The organism is Cytobacillus massiliigabonensis (genome assembly GCF_900199725.1).
Classification (GTDB): Bacteria; Bacillota; Bacilli; order Bacillales; family Cytobacillaceae; genus Cytobacillus; species Cytobacillus massiliigabonensis.
In genome coordinates this window covers 369393-387738 of sequence record NZ_LT904902.1, presented here as the reverse complement: position 1 = coordinate 387738, position 18346 = coordinate 369393, and the positions used below count along the sequence as shown (strand labels likewise).

The following is an 18346-nucleotide window of genomic DNA, read 5'->3' as shown; positions in this document are numbered from 1 at the left end:
GCAAGAAGCAAAAAAACTAAAGATTGTTGATGAAAACACTCATCCTTAAATGGTTGAGGGGATTGAAAGTCTAAAGGAAATACCGGAGCAATACTGCCTAAAAAGAAAGCTAACTAGTGAAATTTAATAGTTGTCCAATCCTTATCATACTCACAAACATATTTTATAAAATAAGTTTATGAGGTGATTATTATGGCTAACAATAACCAACCTTTTCAGAGGTGCTGTCCACTTAGTCCAGGTTCAAAACCGCCAAAGTTGCCAAGATTAATCGTGGATAGGCTACACTTAGTTGGACAGAATTTTTAAGGTCAAGTAGACTACAAATAACACATTTGAGGAGAATCTACATGACTAAAAGAGAACGCCGAACATTTACTGAAGATTTCAAGCAACAGATCGTGCAGCTGTACCAAAATGGAAAACCAAGAAAAGAGATTATTCGTGAATATGATCTTACTCCTTCATCTTTAGACAAGTGGGTGAGTCAGAGTCAAAAATCAGGTTCTTTTAAGGAGAAAGATAATTTAACAGATGAACAAAAAGAATTGATGGAACTCCGAAAAAGAAACAAGCAACTAGAAATGGAAAATGACATTTTAAAGCAAGCCGCGCTGATACTAGGACGAAAGTAAATGTAATTAAGAATAATCAACACAAATACTCGATATCAGCAATGTGCAAAGTCCTGCAAATCCCTAGAAGTACTTATTATTATGAAGCAAAAGAAAGAGTATCGGAGGATCCCGTTACCTCTGATGTAATCGATATTTTTCACGCAAGCCGTCAGAACTATGGAACACGTAAAATCAAAGTAGAATTAAAAAAGCGCGGTCATATTGTTTCCAGGCGAAGAATTGGGCGCATCATGCAGGAGCAGGGTCTCGTTTCTTCATACACAATCGCTCAATTTAAACCACATACAAAATCCTGTAATGAATCAGAACAAACAAATGAACTAAATCGTGCATTCGCACAGGAACAAGAAATGACTACAATCGTTAGCGATTTAACGTACGTAAGAGTCAATCAAAAATGGAACTACGTATGTGTCTTTGTCGATCTCTTTAATCGGGAAATCGTCGGTTTTAGTACAGGGCCAAATAAAGATGCATTACTCGTTTATCGTGCGTTAGCTTCTATCAAAGTCGATCTTAATAAGATACAGCTTTTTCATACGGATCGTGGAAATGAGTTTAAAAACAATTTGATTGATGATGCTTTAAAGACTTTTAATATCCAACGATCCTTAAGTATGAAGGGCTGCCCGTATGATAATGCAGTAGCTGAAGCAACATTTAAAATCATCAAAACAGAGTTTGTGAAGGGCAGACATTTTAGTAGCTTAGAAGAATTAACAAGGGAATTACAGGACTATGTTCACTGGTTTAATAACTTACGAATTCATGGAACCCTTGGATATGAAAGCCCAATTGAGTACAAACATAGACACCTTAAAAAAATTGTCTAGTTTAGTGTTGACATACCATCGGTCCTCCTGGACCACAAGGACCAGCAGGACCACAGGGACTGCAGGGGGAACAAGGACCAGTAGGACCACAAGGGTTACAAGGAGAACAAGGACCAACGGGACCACAAGGGTTACAGGGAGAACAAGGACCAACGGGACCACAGGGGCTGCAAGGGGAACAAGGACAAACAGGGTCACAGGGACTGCAGGGGGAACAAGGTCCAATGGGACCACCGGGACCAGAAATTGCTTCAAGTTATGGTTATATCTATAATACAGGAAGTCAAAACATTCTCACACAAGGAGATATTCCTTTTAGTACAAATAGTGCTTTACTAGGTATTACTCACAGTGTAGGTACAGCGCCAATAACTGTAGAAAATGAGGGTACTTATGCAGTATGGTTTGTCATTAATGGAGAATCAGCTAACCAATTTGCTCTCTTTCAAAATGATGTAGTAGTACCTGGCAGTATCTATGGAACCGAAGGGATATCTGAAAGCAATATAGGAATGACTATGATTTCAGCAGCTGCAGGAGACATATTACGAGTGCGGAACCACACCAGTGTTGGATCAATCACATTGGATAATTCAGCAGGCGGCAGCCAGGTCAATATAAGTTCATCAATCATGATTATAAGAATTGGTCCATCTACATTACCCGATCCAGCATTAGCAGCTGTCAATGCAGCACAAACTATAATTGAAATGCGTGCAGCAATTGAAAATCCACAACTTAGTCTTGATCTTACGGCTTTTAATGTACTTGCAATACCTCAACAGGATGAAGTTTTACAAAGATTAATAGATAACCGACCAGTATTAGGTTATCCAACTGTATCAAGTGTCCAAGATGCGTTAAATAATGAAANTGGATAGGCTACACTTAGTTGGACAGAATTTTTAAGGTCAAGTAGACTACAAATAACACATTTGAGGAGAATCTACATGACTAAAAGAGAACGCCGAACATTTACTGAAGATTTCAAGCAACAGATCGTGCAGCTGTACCAAAATGGAAAACCAAGAAAAGAGATTATTCGTGAATATGATCTTACTCCTTCATCTTTAGACAAGTGGGTGAGTCAGAGTCAAAAATCAGGTTCTTTTAAGGAGAAAGATAATTTAACAGATGAACAAAAAGAATTGATGGAACTCCGAAAAAGAAACAAGCAACTAGAAATGGAAAATGACATTTTAAAGCAAGCCGCGCTGATACTAGGACGAAAGTAAATGTAATTAAGAATAATCAACACAAATACTCGATATCAGCAATGTGCAAAGTCCTGCAAATCCCTAGAAGTACTTATTATTATGAAGCAAAAGAAAGAGTATCGGAGGATCCCGTTACCTCTGATGTAATCGATATTTTTCACGCAAGCCGTCAGAACTATGGAACACGTAAAATCAAAGTAGAATTAAAAAAGCGCGGTCATATTGTTTCCAGGCGAAGAATTGGGCGCATCATGCAGGAGCAGGGTCTCGTTTCTTCATACACAATCGCTCAATTTAAACCACATACAAAATCCTGTAATGAATCAGAACAAACAAATGAACTAAATCGTGCATTCGCACAGGAACAAGAAATGACTACAATCGTTAGCGATTTAACGTACGTAAGAGTCAATCAAAAATGGAACTACGTATGTGTCTTTGTCGATCTCTTTAATCGGGAAATCGTCGGTTTTAGTACAGGGCCAAATAAAGATGCATTACTCGTTTATCGTGCGTTAGCTTCTATCAAAGTCGATCTTAATAAGATACAGCTTTTTCATACGGATCGTGGAAATGAGTTTAAAAACAATTTGATTGATGATGCTTTAAAGACTTTTAATATCCAACGATCCTTAAGTATGAAGGGCTGCCCGTATGATAATGCAGTAGCTGAAGCAACATTTAAAATCATCAAAACAGAGTTTGTGAAGGGCAGACATTTTAGTAGCTTAGAAGAATTAACAAGGGAATTACAGGACTATGTTCACTGGTTTAATAACTTACGAATTCATGGAACCCTTGGATATGAAAGCCCAATTGAGTACAAACATAGACACCTTAAAAAAATTGTCTAGTTTAGTGTTGACATACCATCGGTCCTCCTGGACCACAAGGACCAGCAGGACCACAGGGACTGCAGGGGGAACAAGGACCAGTAGGACCACAAGGGTTACAAGGAGAACAAGGACCAACGGGACCACAAGGGTTACAGGGAGAACAAGGACCAACGGGACCACAGGGGCTGCAAGGGGAACAAGGACAAACAGGGTCACAGGGACTGCAGGGGGAACAAGGTCCAATGGGACCACCGGGACCAGAAATTGCTTCAAGTTATGGTTATATCTATAATACAGGAAGTCAAAACATTCTCACACAAGGAGATATTCCTTTTAGTACAAATAGTGCTTTACTAGGTATTACTCACAGTGTAGGTACAGCGCCAATAACTGTAGAAAATGAGGGTACTTATGCAGTATGGTTTGTCATTAATGGAGAATCAGCTAACCAATTTGCTCTCTTTCAAAATGATGTAGTAGTACCTGGCAGTATCTATGGAACCGAAGGGATATCTGAAAGCAATATAGGAATGACTATGATTTCAGCAGCTGCAGGAGACATATTACGAGTGCGGAACCACACCAGTGTTGGATCAATCACATTGGATAATTCAGCAGGCGGCAGCCAGGTCAATATAAGTTCATCAATCATGATTATAAGAATTGGTCCATCTACATTACCCGATCCAGCATTAGCAGCTGTCAATGCAGCACAAACTATAATTGAAATGCGTGCAGCAATTGAAAATCCACAACTTAGTCTTGATCTTACGGCTTTTAATGTACTTGCAATACCTCAACAGGATGAAGTTTTACAAAGATTAATAGATAACCGACCAGTATTAGGTTATCCAACTGTATCAAGTGTCCAAGATGCGTTAAATAATGAAATCAATCAAGTAATAGATCCTAACAACATATATGTAAGAGCAGATTCGATAGGAGGAAACGGAAGTAGAGCAAATCCATTTGGAACAATTTCACAAGGAGTAACAGCAGTTAACGTCGGAGGGACAGTCCACATTTTAGAAGGCACCTATCCATTAACTGTCCAAATAAATGTTAATAAAGTAGGAATCACTTTACTGGGTGAGAACAACCCTATGCTTTTATTGCAAGCATCCATAATTCCTTTATTAATATCGGCTAGTGGCATGACGGTTAATGGGTTAACTATAACTAGTGATGTTCCGTATGCGAGAGAATTTATTCAAGTTGGCGGACACAACGTAAGTCTTGTTAACAATACAATCTTTGGTCCTCTACAACCATTGCCTATGTCAGGATGGGTTGTCAACCGGGCTGTTGTTTCTCAAAATGGGGTTTCAAATATATACTTACAAGGCAATACTTTCTATTCCTTGAGGAGCGGGGTGTATATTAATCCGAATACAACAGGAGCGATAAATAACAATGTTGTTTATAACACTAAGGGCGGATTCTTAGTAGACCGCGCTTTTACAACATTCAATGGAAACTCATGGGGAGTTCCTCCGAATGAGTTTGATATTGTTCTATTTCTAGGTACAACATTTGGTCCTCCATATAATGATATTCCTGCATTGCAAGCTGCAAATAATAATGCAACTGTTTCAGATCAAAGATAAAGACGTTTATTTTTGATTTCCTTCTCGTTACGGGTAAAGAGGCATCTGAAAATCGGGAAATCAGAGAGGAGGGGGAATATTTTCTACTTAATGTATGGCAGTGCATAAAGAGCATGGAAATGATTCAAAATACCGGCTTAGGCTATGAACTTATTCAAGTTTCTCCATTAATACTAAATGTTCTCAACAAGTCGGAAATTCGGTGTAAAATCATAAAAAGAAAAATCCGCTACCATATCCCATTTTTAAATGCCATCAAGAACATATGTTTCTGAAATGAAGAGACTGCCAACTCCTTATGTATGAAGGATTTGGCGGTCTCTTCTTTAGCGTCCCAGATAGGAATCGAACCTACGACTTCTACAAGTAATTGTCATCTATGAAGAAGGCGTATCCAAGCAAGATATCCGAAAAGAAAATCCATATAGCAAAAAGCACGGTGTATTGTATCAAGCAGCTGGAGCTAACAAGTTTAAGGGATTAGCAGCAAACTAATTTTATATAGTGTTTCCTAGAATAAAGCTGAAATAAAAAGGTATAAAAATCCAGCAGATAGTGCTATGTGAAATATAGATAGCCAAAAATTTTTCCTTCGAAGATTAATAACAGCCAAATCGGCATTGTATATGAAAATGGCAGCATAACAAACTATTAAACCTGAGTCTATTTTACCTATTAATAAGAAAATAATTATTAGTACCAATAAAGAAAAACCAAGAAACTTTTTCAACTCATTCACCTCTTAGAAATATTTTACAGTTGGAAGTTTGAAATGTATAGAGTGATTAAAAGGATTAATAGGATTCTTTAAAGGAGGAATGAACGTGCGTGAGATAAAAGTTCGTGGCTACTTTAGTTTACTGTTGAAAAAAATAGAGCTAATCGGATATCCGATCAGCTCCTTAGTTTTTGATATTTACTAATTTCGAATCCTGCATTAAAAATTGAAATTACCATTATGAAGAAAAATAGGATTTGAATAAATGAGTTAGCAGACCAATAGCCTATAAAGTTCATAAAAACCAGAATAAAAAATAATAATGCTGTAGTGACAGAGATAATAGATCTAAATTTGTTATTCATAAAAACCTCCTCGTATATATGTAAACAATTATAGTATAAGGTTAACATATTCTATTGAGTGTTAAAACCCAAAATTTAACAAAGATTTATGAAACTGAGGAGAAAGCTGTTTAAAAAAACTACCTTGTTATAAAAAGGTAGTTTAAGCAGATAAAGCAAAAGACTTTTTCATCAATAATAAAGGCTTACTGACTTACTTTCTTGGTATGTTGGTTTTTGTAGAACCATTTGAAATGCAGACGTGATATGTAGTTGGTTATAAACATAGTGATAAAACTCCAATACCAGGTCCAATTTTCTCCATATTTAATAAGTCTAGTGTATTTTACAAATGCTAATTTAAATATGTACAAAAATGATTAAATAAAGGTGTACAGTTTTGACTCGGTTTTTCATACTAATCTTGAGGTGATTAGTATGTACATAGCGTTGAATATCCAGACAGATTTTGAGATTAATAGTCTTACAGACTTACCGAAACTAAAAATACTGATGGAGAATTTAAATATGCGAATTAATAAGAGTCAATTAGCTAGGGAATTAAATGTGGACCGGAGGACCATTGAAAAGTACCTTAATGGGTTTACTCCAAAGAAAACCAAGAATAAAACTTCGAAATTTGATAAGTTCTACGGAGTTATTTCACTCCTCTTATCAAAAGAATCAAAACAAGTATTTTATTACAAAAGAGTGCTATGGCAATACCTAAAAGATAATCATGGATTAGATTGTGCAGCTTCATCATTTCGTAGATACATCCAAAGTAAGCCGGAGTTCCAATCTTATTTTAGTGAAGGAAAGAGAACGAATCCAACACCGTCTAGTATTCGATATGAAACACCGCCTGGGGAACAGGCACAGCTGGATTGGAAGGAAAACCTTCGGTATGAAACGAAAGATGGAGAAATTGTTTATATCAACGTAGCTGTCTTATTACTTTCTTTTTCAAGATTTCGTACTTTTTATATGAGTATATCGAAGTCACAAAGTGTACTATTTTCATTTTTGACAGAAGCCTTTGAAGCTATCGGGGGCGTTCCAAAGAAAATCATGACTGATAATATGGCAACTATAATGGATGATGCGAGGACGAAACATTTCAAAGGGAAAGTGAATAAACGTTTCGCTCAATTTGCAGAAGACTTCGGATTCAAAGTACATCCTTGTATCGCAGGAAGGCCAAGAACAAAAGGGAAAATAGAATCACCCATGAAATATCTTGACGAAATCTATGCCTATCAAGGGAAACTTAGTTTAGAAGAACTTCACAAGTATGTACAGCAACTCGGAGAAAGAATCAATAATAGTTATCATCAGGGGACTGGAAAAATACCGATTTTAGCCTTAAAACGAGAAAAGAATCTCTTACTGCCCCTACCACGGCAACAAATAAGAGATTCTTACAGAATCAACCATACACTAGTAAAAGTAAATTCATCCAACATGGTATCCTATAAATCCAATCAATACTCAGTTCCAGCTGAGTATCGAGGAAAGACAGTTGGTTTACAAGCATATGATGATCAATTATTCATTTATTATAACACGGAGTTAATTGTCCAACACAAAATAAGTCATCAAAAAATCAATTACAAGGAAGAACACTACAAAGATGAGCTCAGTAGAGCTCTTCCCTACTATCCTGATATTGATGAATTGGCAAAGAAAAATCTAGAGGCAATTGGAGATGTGTATAAAAATGAATAATTCTTACCAACAGTTAGTGCAAAATCTTGAATATTTGAAACTCAAGCAAATGATCCAGCATTTAAGTGAAACCATCGACTATAGTGTAGGCAATCAGGTATCCTTCGTGGAGACACTCGTAAAACTTACAAACTATGAGATCGATGTTCGTGAGAAGAACATGATGCATTCCATGGTAAAGGTGGGGGCATTTCCCCACCTTAAGGAAATAAATGAATTTGATTTTGATTTTCAACCATCCATTAATAAACAACAAATACTTGATTTTCTTACTTTGCGTTTCATAGAAGAGAAGGAAAACATTATCTTTTTAGGACCTAGTGGTGTAGGAAAAACTCATTTAGCAACGTCAATTGGAATAGCCGCTGCCAAAAAACGAACAAGTACCTATTTTATTAAATGTCATGATTTACTACAACAATTAAAAAGAGCTAAAATTGAAAATCGATTAGAAGCAAGGTTGAAACATTATACCAAGTATAAGCTGCTTATTATCGATGAAATCGGATATTTGCCTATTGATGCTGAAGATGCAAAATTATTCTTTCAACTAATCGATTTCAGGTACGAAAAAAGAAGTACTATCCTAACCACCAATATCAATTTCAAGTCTTGGGACGAAATATTTCAGGATTCCAAACTAGCTAATGCGATCTTAGATCGTGTTTTACACCATGCAACGGTAGTTAGTATTGTTGGAGAATCTTATCGAATAAAGAATCATCTTGCGAAAGAGCCCGAGTAATTTTGTACATATTTAAACGATCAATTATGTACATGTTTAGGTTGACATTTATATATTTTAAAGCAACCATTTCTAACAAAGTTATTATTGATGGATATAAAGCATTAAATAAAATCTTTATTAATAGCTTACTTTTTTCAGGATAATGGAGATTAAACAATACACTAAGTGCAGGATAAATAAAGTACTCAAAACTAAAACTTGATTTACTAGCTCTTTTAAAAAAAAGTCGATAAGGATATTTTATCAGTCCCATTTCGACTACTATTAGACCAAATAACCAAGTTAATACTTGTTTGAAAAAAAATATTAGTTGTGCTTCACGCACCTTGTCTTTTGGTACAAATAGAACTATTAGAAAAGAAGTAACAACTAATGATGAGATTATTATCGTTTTTTCTTTTTTATGTGTCATAGAGTTATCAGTCCCTACAGAAAATAATACTTATTTTTTACAAATATAGTTCTTTTATGTAAAAAGAGAAAAAAGATAAAGTATCTAATATAACGACTGAGTTAACATGAAGGAAAAACAATGAAACAATGTCCTCATTGCAGTTCATACGAAGGGTATTATTTAAAAACGCAAATAAGAGGGAATAGTGAAACAAGATTTTCTTTCGATGGAAATTATGATGAAGAAAAAAATTCAGACATGCACGATAGTTTGAAATATAAATTTAGCAAATACGCTTATTGTCAGTCATGTAGAAAAAGACTATTCGTAGTTAACTAAATAAGCACCATGTTTCCAGGGCAAGGAGTGCGTTGAGTAAAGGATTGGTGACTTACCCTGGGAGCTCTATTATAAGGGGAGATTAGCTCTATGACTTAAGAATTAAATTTAATTTTAGTAAAGTATTTACGTCAAAAAATGTGACATAAAAGGAGATTATTGATTTTTCAATTTGTTAATTATGTCTATCGCACTCTGTAAATCCGTTTCAGAAGAAGTTATAAGATCAATAACAGAACTTTTCCTTGAAAATTTCCGCATTTCAAAGAAGATTTTAGGCTTTTTATACTTGAAGATAGTACCTAACTCAATGATAGGAACATAATCAAAGGTTTGATTAGCCAAAGGTAATTTTTTGAAAAAGGAATAAAATTCATATGTATTCTTTATTTCATCTGGATATTTTTGTAACAATTTTTCAAAATGCTCAATTGGATCAACTAGTTTTTTCATAACAAACTCCTTGCCTTTAAACATTAGGACATTTGTATTATAACACGAAAAAACTAGGGTAAAAAAGACTAAAAATATTGATTAAAAGTATAAAAGTAATGGAAATGTGATAAGTGCTTACGAGTTGATCGCAATACGAAATTTAAGTGAACTTAATGATAGTTTAGTAAGATAATATCATTTTCACAGAAATTTGCCTTGAATCCTAAAAGTCTTAAATAAATAATATAGATAAGGAGATTTGAATATATTAACAAATTTTCCAAAATAACAAATTCAGGAGACTATGACGACGTATCTTATTGATAAGGAGCATCAAATATTTAAACGGGATTTTAGCAACTCGATCATTATTTCCAAAATAAAAAACGATTCTCCTAATTTTAGAAGCATCTTAGCAACCTCAACATTCTCATTCAAGAATAAATCACAAAAAACATATGTTAAATGGATACTTAATAAAACTCATTTACAATTTTACATAATGCCATTTCAAAATAATGGAATTATACTAGTAAAGCATGACTTTAATAGATTAGTTGGATTAAGATTTTGTGATACCATAACTAGTAAAGTGTGAGGCTGAATTAAGAAAAATGGATATACGAGAGGAAAGGTAAATACTTTGACTAAACTTAAGGTTTTTACTTTACAATAGTAGTGGGGAAATAAGAAAAAAGGTCTATTGCTGACGGATCGCCGAATGCGATGAAAGTCGCCTGTTTGGTGAAGGCTCGTTATAAACCGAGATAAAGATAAGGATAAGACGAGAATAGCGAACCACCAGTAATAACGTTGACCATTGATAAAGCCTCTTTTGAAGAAGGTTCATATGATGTAAATAACCAATTAGTTATTGAATTAACATTAAGCAACGATACTTTTGTAAGACCATTTAAATACACGAATGTAGAATTTACAGGTGATTTAAGTGGGCTTTCCATTTCAGGCTATGTTCATTTTGGAACTTCAGATAGTCAAATTCGACTAATGCTAACTGGTACCATTACTAATGATACAGGTCATGGCACTATCACTGTAAAAGGGGATGCAACTGAGAGTGGGAAAGATTCAACAGTCACAGTAACGATTGAAAATGCTGATATCTAATTTTTTGCCTACCTTATTTTAGGTAGTTTTTTTCTTATACAATTTTTTCAGGCTGTCCAATCGGGCAGTCTTTTCATTTTAAATAAGGAGAGGAAAATAATGAGCGTAAGAGAAATCGAACTCCATCCTTGCCACTGGAAAAACACAGGTTCAGGCGCAAATGGCATTTTGAACGAAGTTACAGAAGCTAGGAAGGTAACAAAGCGAGATTATGAAATTTTGAAAGAATCTAATGTACCTTGCACCTACTTTGAGGACAATATTTCAAGTAATCATAAACAAAATTTGAATACATACCATATCCCATTTTAACTGCCATCAAGAACATATGTTTCTAAAATGAAGAGACCGCCAACTCCTTATATATCAAGGAGTTGGCGGTCTCTTATTTAGCGTCCCAGATAGGAATCGAACCTACGACCTACAGCTTAGGAGGCTGTCGCTCTATCCTACTGAGCTACTGGGACATAGATTAATGTAATAATAAGACAACAAAATTTATTATAAACCCACTTTTCCTATCTAGTCAATTATTTCGATTGAAGGAAAAAAAGGACGCAGATGATGCGTCCTTGAATCATTAATTTAACAATTTTTTTCGATAAAAGCGTAAAATTGACTGTCCTTTAATTATTAAGCTTTTCAATTTTGACATTCTTAATTCAATAATTGGCTGAGCAAAAGATGTAATATATTTGCTTGATAACAGTAAGGAAAGCAATAACGATGCACATGCGAGCAATAGGAAGTTTTCTGGCTTTGTAAAGTAATTGTGTACTTCGCTTTCCCTGAATACTCGTATGAAAAAACCGTGCAATAAATAAACGTACAGGGTGTTTTTCCCAAGATTAGTGAAAAAATATTGTTTTCTGGGAACGAGCGTGAAGAAGGTAAATACCATGATCAAGCTTAATAGATAAAATCCGAATCTAGTAAAAACAGCACGTATGGATGTTACTTCCAATTCTGAATATGGCTTTGAACCAAGCAGCCATTCATAATTAATTTCTGGGAATAGATAAAAGCCTACAAAAACTACTGCTAATATACAGACTGCAGCCACTTTAATTTTTGGTTTTAATAGTGAGTAAAAATAATCTTTTTTCATAAAATAGCCTAGTAAGAATAACGGAAAAAATACAAAGGTTCTTGATAGGCTTAAATAATTGGCAATGGAATCAAAATATCCTACTGCTAGTCCAATAAATAACGCAGCTGTTAAAGAATAGACCGCCTTATATTTTGCAAAGAGCGGAAGGAGAAGATTCCAGAAAAACAAGCTGATTAAAAACCATAAAGACCAATGCGGTGTAAGCGGGTCTACTTGAAAATCAGACTTGTCATATAAAAAATAATAAAATATCGAATAGATTAATTGAAAGATAATATATGGCAAAATAAGCTTCTTTGCGATCTTAGGCAAATACCCCATTTTGTGAAAGCCTTTTGCAAAATAACCTGAAACGAGAATAAATGCTGGCATGTGAAAGGTATAAATGACCTTATATAATGTGTAAATCGTTTCGCTTTCTCCAATATAGGAACGTAAAAAATGGCCAAAAACCACAAAGAAAATCAAAATAAATTTTGCATTATCAAAGTAATAATCACGTTGCTTCATAAATCCACCTCTTTTATAGCCCCCTATAAAAGATACCCTTTCATTTTACATACCCACATTATCACGTATGAAACAAAATTTGACCATTTAATAAGTGGAAATTGAACCATAACGTTCCAATTATGCAGAGTTTTTTACCTGTTATAGTACATGAAGAAATCTGTTATATAATTGAGAATGCGTTTTCAAATCTTATTAATACAGTGATTTTTAATCATAAATTTAATCTGTTTCAAATTTTCTGTGAAATAATTGACATTTGTCACAGCAGAATACGAACCCTTCCCCTAAAATGAAAATTGGGGATTATTTGTCAACCTGTATAAGATAAATTTTGTAATTACTAAGCCATTCGGTTAGGTTAGTGCCTTATTTTTTCTTATGCGCTCAGAATTTGTGGCTATAAATTCTGATAGTTAATAAATACCAAAGGAAATAGCGGGAGGGAGAATATATGTCAATCTTACCTAAGAAAAACGAACTTGGTTTTTTTGAAATTAGATTGGAATCAATAGGGGGGCTTGGAGCGAATTTAGCTGGAAAGATGCTTGCAGAAGCAGGTGTACTTGGACTTGGATTAAATGGTTCAAATTTTTCTTCATATGGATCTGAAAAGAAGGGATCTCCAGTTAAAAGCTTTATTCGCTTTTGTGATTCTTCTGTGGAGATTCGTGCACATAGTCCGATTGAGCAGCCGCATGTTGTTGGCGTATTTCATGAAGCCCTGTATAAAACAGTAGATGTTGTGAGCGGTTTAGCTCCAGATGGAATATTATTAGTGAATTCCACACGTAATTTTGATGAGATAAAGAGAGATTTGAAATTAGAGTATGGGACATTAGCGATCATAGATGCCTTGCAAATTGCTGTTGAAGAGAAGACGAAGGTGAATACGGCAATGCTTGGTGCACTATTCCGTATTTGCGATTTTCTTGATCCCGAATCAATGAAAAATGTTATACGCAAGACATTTGAAAAAAAGTATCCGCATTTAGTAGATCCTAATATCAGGACCTTTGAACGCGGATATAATGAAGTTCAATTTAAAACATATGAAACACCGGAAGATGCCCAAGGGAAGTCTTTTTCACGTCCTATGCCAATTCTCGGATATGAAACACAGGAAATCGGTGGAGTCATTACGGCGCAGGCAAATAGCGTATTAAAGGATCTAAGCGGTTCTAGACAAGGTTTTCTGCCAAAGTTTGAAATCGAGCAATGCATTAACTGTGCGGCGTGTGATACTGTTTGTCCGGATCTTTGCTTCGTCTGGGAAGAAGGAGAGGATAAAAGGGGCAGAAAGCAAATGTTCTTAAAGGGAATTGACTATCAATATTGTAAGGGTTGTTTGAAGTGTGTGGAGGCATGTCCAACGACTGCATTAAGTGATTTAAGAGAAACAATTGGCTATGCAGAATCCCATCGAGTAAAACATAACTTTCCTTACGTAGCAGGAGGGGTACTGTAATGGCAATGACGGAGAAAGAGTTGAAGGTAATCAATCAAGCTGAACAGCTAACGACCTTTGAAAGCGGAAATGAAATGGCTGCAATGGCTGCTGCACAAATTAATTATCACATCATGGGCTATTTTCCGATTACTCCTTCAACAGAGGTCGCACAATATTTAGACCAAATGAAGGCCCGCGGTGAACATAATATTAAGTTAATCCCTGCAGATGGCGAGCATGGCTCAGCAGGAATTTGCTATGGAGCTGCGGCGACAGGGGCAAGGGTTTTTAATGCTACGAGTGCGAATGGGTTTATGTATATGCTTGAACAGCTTCCAGTTCAGGCAGGAACACGTTACCCAATGGTGATGAATTTAGTCACTCGTGCAGTCAGTGGTCCTTTAGATATCCGCGGCGACCATTCCGATTTGTATTATGCTTTGAATACGGGCTGGGTCATACTTACAGCAAGAACACCTCAAGCTGTTTATGATATGAATATTATGGCATTGAAAATTGCCGAGCATGCAAAAGTTCGTCTGCCAGTAATCGTAGCCTATGATGGCTTCTTTACTTCTCATCAAAAAAGGAAAGTACATTATTTTAAAGATCGGGAGGTTGTTCAGCAATTTGTAGGGGAATGTCCAACTGATTATAATTTTGCCCGTGATCCGAAGGTGCCTGTAACAATTGGTGCCCATATGAACGGGGAAGACTTAATGAATAATCACTTCCAGCAGTCTGAAGCGATGTATGCTGCGGGGGATGTTTTTAAAGAAATCGCGGCGGATTATGCCAAGATTTCAGGACGTGAATACCCTGTTTTAGATTTATATGGGATGGAAGATGCAGAGGTTGCTCTGTTCTTATTAAATTCTGCTGCCGAAACAGCAAAGGATGTTGTTGATCAGCTAAGAAAACAGGGCATTAAAGCTGGAGTGATTAGCCCCAACATTATTCGTCCTTTTCCTGCTAAGGAGATTCGTGAGGCATTAAAGAATGTAAAATCCTTGCTGATAGGAGAAAGAGCGGATTCGTATGGCGGGAACGGTCCGAATTTAACACATGAAGTAAAATCGGCCTTACAGGATGATAAAAATAACAAAACAATTGTACTAAGCCGAGTTTTTGGACTAGGAGGCAAGGATTTTTATGCAGACGACGCAGAGCTTTTCTTTAAAGACGCCATCGAGTCAATGGAAATAGGCTATGCCGAAAAGCCATTTGATTATTTTGGTCATATACCTGGCAATCAAGAGAAGATATTAAAACCTGTTATCACTCCTCATCATGGGGATATATATAAATCAGGATTGATCCATGTAGAAAAGGATCCAGAAACAAATAAGTTAAAGGTAAAGATTCCACCGATACGGTCACTTACTTCAAAACCGAAGAGAATTGCTTCAGGGCATGGTGCATGTCCAGGCTGCGGCATTTTTACTGGATTAGAGCTATTCTTTAAAGGCATCGAAGGAGATGTCGTCGTCTTGTATCAAACAGGATGTGCATATGTGACAACGACTGCTTATCCATATACGTCACATAAACAAACGATGATCCACAACCTTTTCCAAAATGGTGCAGCAACATTATCTGGAACGGTTGAAGCATTTTTTGAATTAAAAGAGCGTGGGGAGATCAAAGTGTCTGATGATGCTACCTTTGTCATGGTGACAGGAGATGGCGGGATGGATATCGGTATGGGCTCTGCGATTGGCACCGCATTAAGAAACCATAAATTAATCATGCTGGAATATGATAATGAAGGCTATATGAATACAGGCTCGCAAATGTCTTATTCTACACCAAAGGGACATATGACGAGCACAAGCAATGTGGGGAAGACACAGAAGGGGAAAAGCTTCCACCATAAAGACACTGCTCAAATTATGGCAGCAACAAATATTCCTTATGTTTTTACAGGTGCAGAGGCATTTCCTCAAGACTTAATTAAAAAAGCAGCAAAGGCACAATGGTATGCGCAAAATGTCGGTACGGTTTACGGGAAAATACTTATTACTTGTCCGTTGAACTGGAAATCTGAGGATCGTTATGGAGAAAAGATCCTTGAAGCGGCTGTGAACGCTTGCTTCTTCCCGCTATATGAGGTAGAAGAAGGAATCACAGCGATTACGTATAATCCGGATGAGAAGAAGAAGAGGGTTCCGCTATCTGAATGGCTGAAATATATGGGGAAAACAAAGCATTTATTAAAAGAGGAAAACAGCGAGCTTTTAGCTGAACTAGAAGAGGAAATTGAATACAGATGGCAGCGGCTCCTAGCCAAAAATAATAGTCCATTTTTATAATGCCTAGGTAAAAAAGCAGGGTACTTGTACTTTGCTTTTTTTCTATTGGAATATAAAAACAATAAATACCTTCAAAAGTATAATTGTTTGAATTATAATAAGATAATAAAATAGTATAAATGTTTCATATCTTTACATATTTTAGCTCTATCGAACTATAATTTCAACAGTGATTAAGGAGGGCAAACGAGTGAAAGGGGTAAAAAAGAAGAATACAAAGAGGTCAAAAAGGACGAAGGGGACAACAAGTAAAAGTCCAATCAGGGCAATTACACAGTTAAATATTTGGAAAAAACTGAAACTTGGACAGAAGTATGGAGTGGCTTTATTTATTACTATTGGACTTTTTTCTATTTCTACCATTATTACATTTGGGCTATTAAGTATTGCTAATTCACAAATGGATTCTGTTGAAGAAACGGGTGAGAAGGCAATTAAAATTACCGAAGCCACTGCAATCTTCCATTACAAAGGAAGTACGATAGGTAACTTCATAATTGATTCGAATCCAAAGCACCTAAAGAATTTTGATGAACTAACAAAAAAATTTAATGAATTAAAAAAAGAAATCACACCAGCATTGACTTCTAACAAAAACAAACAATTGTTAAATGAAATTAGTAAAAATGATGATGAAATTAACCGACTATTTTATGAGGTCATTGAACCAAAAGTAAAGCTGCAGCATGTCAGGGAATATCGGCTTGGTAAGCTTCAAGCAGATGATAAGATTGCTGAAACAGTAGTGAAGTTAGACTCTTTAAGTGACACATTAAAGTTTGATCAGGAAGAAGCGATTAGCTCTGCTAAAGGAAGACTCATTTTAACATTAATTGTACTAGGCATATCCATTTTAATTTCTGCTGGACTTGGAATTGCCAGCATCCTATTTATTGGGAGAATTATCTCGACTAAACTGGGGCATATCGTTCATCTATCTAATGAAATTGCAGCAGGCAATTTAAATGTAGATGCTATAGAATATGATGGAAACGATGAAATTGCTGAATTGAGCAAAGCAACAAACTCAATGAAGGAAAGACTCCAATCGATGATTCAAGAAATCTCAGCGGTATCAAATTATGTTACTGAGAAAAGCAGTGAATTAAATATTGCTGCAAATGAGGTCGGTGCTGCTAGCCAGCAAGGTGCATCTACCATGCAGGAACTCTCAAGCGGTGCTGAGGATCAAGCGAGTGCAGCAACAGAGTTGGCTAGAATGATGGATGACTATTTGTTGAAGGTAGAGGAAGCGACAAAAAGCGGGTATAAGATTAAATCTGCTTCAACTGAGGTTCTCACTATGACGAAATCTGGAGATACGCTCATGACAGAATCACAAGAACAGATGACCGTTATTAATGAGATTATGAAGACATCTGTTAATCGTGTAAATGGACTAGATGAGCAAACGCAAAAAATTTCTAAGCTTGTTCAGGTAATTCATGATATTGCGAATCAAACAAATTTACTTGCTTTAAATGCTGCGATTGAAGCAGCGAGAGCGGGAGAACATGGAAAGGGCTTTGCGGTAGTAGCTGATGAGGTTCGTAAATTAGCAGAGCAAGTATCCTTGTCTGTTAAGGACATTACAACGATTGTTAAAGGCATTCAAACAGAATCCAATAATGTTGTTTCTTCATTGCAGACAGGATATACACAAGTGGAAAAAGGAACAGAAAAGATTCAATTAACTGGTGAAACATTTAAAAAAATATATCAGGCAGTTAATATGATGTCCGGAAATATTAACGACATTTCTGAAAGCCTTGATCAAGTATCGAAAAGTTCCTCATTGATGAATCAATCGATTGAGAATATCGCTGCCGTATCAGAGGAATCTGCAGCAGGAATTGAACAAACAAGTGCTGCCATTACACAAACCAATCATGCAATGGAAGAGATATCAGACAATGCAAATTCCTTATCTGAGCTTGCAGATCAATTGAATTCCATGATTTCTAAATTTAAACTTTAATCAATAGGGGTGCCCGCTAT

The 18346-nt window shown here is 35.9% G+C and carries 13 protein-coding genes and 1 tRNA gene; 10 read left to right on the top strand and 4 right to left on the bottom strand.

The genetic code is table 11. The annotated features are described in order from the left end of the window. The first annotated feature begins 350 nt into the window (after positions 1–350). From C1726_RS02290 to istB, 5 genes are all read left to right on the top strand, one after another. Positions 351–1471, top strand: a protein-coding gene (locus C1726_RS02290; protein ID WP_142385044.1) for an IS3 family transposase whose coding sequence is annotated in 2 segments (ribosomal slippage) — positions 351–600 and positions 600–1471 — 1122 coding nt in all. Because the reading frame shifts where the segments join, the coding sequence is not laid out codon by codon here. A gap of 950 nt (positions 1472–2421) precedes the next feature. Next, a protein-coding gene (locus tag C1726_RS02280; protein WP_142385044.1) for an IS3 family transposase occupies positions 2422–3542 on the top strand; the annotation gives its coding sequence in 2 pieces (ribosomal slippage) (positions 2422–2671 and positions 2671–3542; 1122 coding nt in all). Between the two features lie 224 nt (positions 3543–3766). Then, positions 3767–5131 carry a hypothetical protein gene (locus C1726_RS26480; protein ID WP_235822684.1) on the top strand — a complete coding sequence of 455 codons (1365 nt, stop codon included), beginning with the start codon at positions 3767–3769 and terminating at the stop codon, positions 5129–5131. 1500 nt (positions 5132–6631) lie between these two features. After that, entirely contained in the window at positions 6632–7921 is a 1290-nt protein-coding gene (gene istA, locus C1726_RS02260; RefSeq protein ID WP_102271267.1) for an IS21 family transposase, read from the top strand. Next, the gene (gene istB, locus C1726_RS02255) at positions 7914–8666 is read left to right on the top strand and encodes an IS21-like element helper ATPase IstB (protein WP_102271268.1); all 753 of its coding nucleotides are present in this window, start codon (positions 7914–7916) and stop codon (positions 8664–8666) included. The genes istA and istB overlap by 8 nt, the downstream gene beginning before the upstream one ends. On the opposite strand, the gene C1726_RS26850 is transcribed toward istB, so the two are convergent. Both C1726_RS26850 and C1726_RS02240 read right to left on the bottom strand, forming a co-directional pair. Next, a complete protein-coding gene (locus C1726_RS26850; protein ID WP_102271668.1) occupies positions 8608–9081 on the bottom strand; it encodes a CBO0543 family protein in 474 nt (157 codons plus the stop codon). The genes istB and C1726_RS26850 overlap by 59 nt on opposite strands. A 477-nt stretch (positions 9082–9558) precedes the next feature. Then, positions 9559–9855 (bottom strand): hypothetical protein, encoded by a 297-nt coding sequence (locus tag C1726_RS02240; RefSeq protein WP_102271666.1) that lies wholly within the window; start codon positions 9853–9855, stop codon positions 9559–9561. A 795-nt stretch (positions 9856–10650) separates the two neighbouring features. On the opposite strand from C1726_RS02240, the gene C1726_RS02230 reads away from it, so the two are divergent. Both C1726_RS02230 and C1726_RS02225 read left to right on the top strand, forming a co-directional pair. Beyond that, on the top strand, positions 10651–10965 hold the full coding sequence (locus tag C1726_RS02230) for a hypothetical protein (RefSeq protein ID WP_102271664.1): 315 nt from the start codon (positions 10651–10653) through the stop codon (positions 10963–10965). 99 nt (positions 10966–11064) lie between these two features. Continuing rightward, positions 11065–11277, top strand: coding sequence for a hypothetical protein (locus C1726_RS02225; protein ID WP_102271663.1), 213 nt, complete (start codon positions 11065–11067; stop codon positions 11275–11277). Positions 11278–11358: 81 nt separating this feature from the next. On the opposite strand, the gene C1726_RS02220 is transcribed toward C1726_RS02225, so the two are convergent. Together C1726_RS02220 and C1726_RS02215 are read right to left on the bottom strand one after the other, a co-directional pair. Beyond that, positions 11359–11432: transfer RNA gene (locus C1726_RS02220), tRNA-Arg, on the bottom strand. Positions 11433–11545: 113 nt separating this feature from the next. Then, complete coding sequence (locus C1726_RS02215; protein WP_102271662.1) at positions 11546–12586, bottom strand: acyltransferase family protein; 1041 nt, start codon at positions 12584–12586, stop codon at positions 11546–11548. Positions 12587–13040: 454 nt separating this feature from the next. Between C1726_RS02215 and C1726_RS02210 the strand changes: the two genes are divergently transcribed. The 3 genes from C1726_RS02210 (at position 13041) to C1726_RS02200 (ending at position 18326) form a co-directional block, all read left to right on the top strand. Next, positions 13041–14054, top strand: a complete 1014-nt coding sequence (locus tag C1726_RS02210; RefSeq protein WP_102271661.1) for a 2-oxoacid:acceptor oxidoreductase family protein — start codon at positions 13041–13043, stop codon at positions 14052–14054. Further along, entirely contained in the window at positions 14054–16348 is a 2295-nt protein-coding gene (locus C1726_RS02205; protein WP_102271660.1) for a thiamine pyrophosphate-dependent enzyme, read from the top strand. Before C1726_RS02210 ends, C1726_RS02205 begins: the two co-directional genes overlap by 1 nt. A gap of 190 nt (positions 16349–16538) precedes the next feature. Further along, entirely contained in the window at positions 16539–18326 is a 1788-nt protein-coding gene (locus C1726_RS02200; RefSeq protein ID WP_180968067.1) for a methyl-accepting chemotaxis protein, read from the top strand. Positions 18327–18346 lie beyond the last annotated feature (20 nt).